This window comes from Roseiarcus sp. (genome assembly GCF_052145395.1).
Lineage (GTDB): Bacteria > Pseudomonadota > Alphaproteobacteria > Rhizobiales > Beijerinckiaceae > Roseiarcus.
The window spans coordinates 1-3,447 of the sequence record NZ_JBKQOT010000071.1 but is presented as its reverse complement, the minus strand read 5'-3'; the positions used below and the strand labels follow the sequence as shown (position 1 = coordinate 3,447).

At 67.2% G+C, this 3,447-nt stretch carries 4 protein-coding genes; all 4 read left to right on the top strand.

Annotated elements, in window-relative coordinates; genetic code table 11:
- Positions 1 to 470 (top strand): FtsX-like permease family protein (locus tag ACLP25_RS02515; protein ID WP_442467667.1); only part of this gene is annotated, 470 nt, incomplete at its 5' end.
- Positions 463 to 1,158 carry an ABC transporter ATP-binding protein gene (locus ACLP25_RS02510; protein WP_442467666.1) on the top strand — a complete coding sequence of 232 codons (696 nt, stop codon included), beginning with the start codon at positions 463 to 465 and terminating at the stop codon, positions 1,156 to 1,158. The genes ACLP25_RS02515 and ACLP25_RS02510, both read left to right, overlap by 8 nt.
- A 182-nt stretch (positions 1,159 to 1,340) precedes the next feature.
- A complete protein-coding gene (locus ACLP25_RS02505; RefSeq protein ID WP_442467665.1) occupies positions 1,341 to 2,360 on the top strand; it encodes a substrate-binding domain-containing protein in 1,020 nt (339 codons plus the stop codon).
- A gap of 47 nt (positions 2,361 to 2,407) precedes the next feature.
- A partial coding sequence (locus tag ACLP25_RS02500; protein ID WP_442467664.1) for an ATP-binding cassette domain-containing protein occupies positions 2,408 to 3,447 on the top strand: 1,040 nt, incomplete at its 3' end.

The following is a 3,447-nucleotide window of genomic DNA, read 5'->3' as shown; positions in this document are numbered from 1 at the left end:
GCAGCTTCTTCGACGTGCTGGCGGTCGAGAGCAACGTGATGTTCGCGATCCTCGCCCTCATCATGCGCGTGGCGGCGCTCAACATCATCTCGGGCCTCATCATGCTGGTGCAGGACAAGGCGCGCGCCATCGCGGTCCTGCGCACGATGGGGGCGACGCGCGGCGCGGTGATGCGCATTTTCCTCATCACCGGCGCGACCATCGGCGTCGTCGGCACCGGCGTCGGCCTCGTGCTCGGCCTGCTCGTCGCCCATAATGTCGAGCCGATCCGCCATTTCCTCGCCTGGCTCACCGGCGAGAACCTGTTTCCATCGGAATTCTATTTCCTGTCGCAGCTGCCCTCGCGGGTCGAGGCGACGGACGTCATCGCGGTCGTCGCGCTCGCGCTCTTCCTATCGATCGCCGCGACCATCTATCCGTCCTGGCGGGCGGCCAAGCTCGATCCGGTGGAGGCGCTGCGCTATGAATGAGGCGGGGTGGTTTCCCGCGCTGGCGCTGGACGGGATCGAGCGCCGCTACGGCCGGGCCGAGACGACAGTCGAGGTCTTGAACGGCGCGTCGCTTGCGCTTTATCCGGGCCAGTCGGTGGCGCTGATCGCCCCCTCGGGGGCAGGCAAGTCGACCCTCCTGCATGTCGCAGGCCTGCTCGAGCGGCCGAACGCGGGCGAAGTGACGGTCGGCGGCGTCGCGGCCTCGACCATGGCGGACGACGAGCGCACCGCGCTGAGGCGCGGCCAGATCGGCTTCGTCTATCAGTTCCATCACCTCCTGCCGGAATTCACGGCGCTCGAGAACCTCGTCCTGCCGCAGATGATCGCGGGTCTTTCCCGGTCGGAAGCTGCAAGCCGCGGGCGAGAACTGCTCGGCTATCTCGGCCTCGCCGCGCGCGAAACCCACCGGCCGGCGGAGCTCTCAGGCGGCGAGCAGCAGCGCGTCGCGATCGCGCGCGCCGTCGCCAACAGCCCGCGGGTGCTGCTCGCCGACGAGCCGACCGGCAATCTCGACCCGAAGACCGCCGATCACGTGTTCGCGACGCTGGCGGCGCTCGTCAAGGCGACCGGCCTCGCCGCCCTGATCGCCACCCACAATATGGACCTCGCCGCCCGCATGGACCGGCGCGTCACCATCCGCGACGGGCGGGTGACGGAGATGGCGTAGGGAGGACTGGAAGCCGACTGTCCGTTTATTGCGGCAGCGTTCCAATTGACTCGAAATTTGCTGGCATGTTAGCTCTTGCCGGTCGCGAACGCCCCGCCGCGCGAGCCGCAACATCAAGCAAGACAGTCAAGAAGACCGCTAGAAGCATCCCCGCGCGAGGGCATCGCTTTGGGAGGAAACCGATGAGCCGCCACGTCTCCATGCTCGCCCTGTGCGCCGCCGGCGCGCTGTTCGCCGGGTCCGCGCACGCGGACACCAGCAAGATGAAAATCGCCTTCTCCAACAATTACGCCGGCAATTCCTGGCGCCAGGCGATGCTGAAGAGCTACGATATTGTCACCCAGCAGGCAGTCAAGGATCACGTGGTCGCCGCGGCGGACGTGTTCACGACTGCCGACAAGGAGGTGCCGACGCAAGCGGCGCAGATCCAGAACCTCATCCTGCAGGGTTATAACGCCATTGTGATCAACGCGGCTTCGCCCGACGCGCTAAACGGTGCGATCAAGCAGGCTTGCGACGCCGGCATCGTCGTCGTCTCCTTCGACGGCATCGTCACCGAGCCCTGCGCCTACCGCGTCGTCGTCGACTTCAAGGACATGGGCAAGCAGGAAGTCGAGCACATGGCCAAGTTCCAACCGAAAGGCGGCAACCTGCTCGAGATCCGCGGCCTCGCCGGCACTTCGATTGACGACGCTATTCACGCTGGCATCGAGGAAGGCGTAAAGGCCCACCCGGATTTCAAGATCGTCTCGTCGGTGACTGGCGACTGGGACCAGACGACCGCGCAGAAGGCGGTCGCGACCGTGCTGCCGTCGCTGCCCCCGATCGTTGGCGTCGTGGACCAGGGCGGCGACGGCTACGGCGCGGCGCAGGCCTTCGCCGCCGCGGGTAAGCCCCGCCCGACCATCATCGAGGGCAACCGCCAGGACGAGCTCGACTGGTGGAAGGAGCAGAAGGAGAAGGACGGCTACGTGACGTGGCCGGCCTCGATCGCGCCGGGCGTCTCGACGCTCGCCTTTTGGGTGGCGCAGCAGGTGCTCGACGGCAACAAGAACATTCCGCACGACTTGCTCGTGCCGTATCTCGCCTTCGACCAGAACGACTTCGAGGCCGAGTTGCCCAAGATCCCGAAAGGCGGCGTCGCGAGCCACGAATATACGCAGGCGGACGCGGTCGCCGCCATCAAGGCGAACATGAAGTAGACTCCCCGACGGGAAGGCGGCGTCGCGCGCTCAGGGATCTAGGATACATGGCGGGCGACGGCGCAGCTCTCGTCGAGTTCACGGGGGTCGAGAAGTCGTACGGCGCCGTCCGAGCGCTGGACGGCGTCGATTTCTCGGTTCGGCAGGGCGAGTGCGTCGGAGTCGTCGGCCACAACGGCGCCGGCAAGTCGACGCTAATGCATGTCCTCAACGGGGCTGTCGCGCCCGACCGCGGCCGCCTCGTGATCTGCGGCGAAGAGCTGCGCGCCTATTCCGCCGCGCGCGCCAAGGCGTTCGGGCTGCGTCCGGTCTACCAGGAGCTCTCGCTGTGCCCGAACCTGACCGTCGCCGAGAACGCGCGGTTCGTCCATCCGTCGATTCGCGGTTTCGGCTGGCGCAGACGCGCCGGGGGGCTCATCCGCGACAAGCTCGACGAGATCTTTCCCCGCCATGGCGTCTCCCCTGACGACCTTGTGCAGGATCTGTCGATCGGACGGCGTCAGATGGTCGAAATCTCGCGCGCCTTCACCGTGTCGGATGATCGGCCGGCGCGCCTCGTCATCCTCGACGAGCCGACCTCTTCGCTCGACACGCACACCGCGAGCCAGCTGCTTGTCTATGTCCGGCGCTCCGTCGGCCAAGGTCTGAGCTGCGTGCTCATCTCGCATATCCTCGGCGAGGTCCTCGAGACCTGCGATCGCATTCTCGTCATGCGCGACGGCAAAGTGGTTGCGGAAGACCGTTCGCGCAATCTCAGCCGTTCGAAGCTGGTCGCCGCAATGGGGGGTGTCGAAGGCGAACCCCCCATTTCAGCCGCTCAGCGCGCCGGCGACAGCGCCGGGCGGATCCGCGTGCGCATTCGCCCCGAGCGGCAGGCGGACGGCCGCGAGCTCACGGCGCACGAAGGCGAGATCGTCGGCCTCGCCGGGCTCGCGGGGCACGGCCAGACCGAGCTCCTGCTGGCCGCGTTCGACGCCGCCTCGCGCCCGCGATCGGGCGAAATGGTCGAGGGGCCGGTCGCCCTTGTCGCCGGCGACCGGGTTTCGGACGGGATCTTCCCGCTATGGTCAATCGCGCGGAATATCGG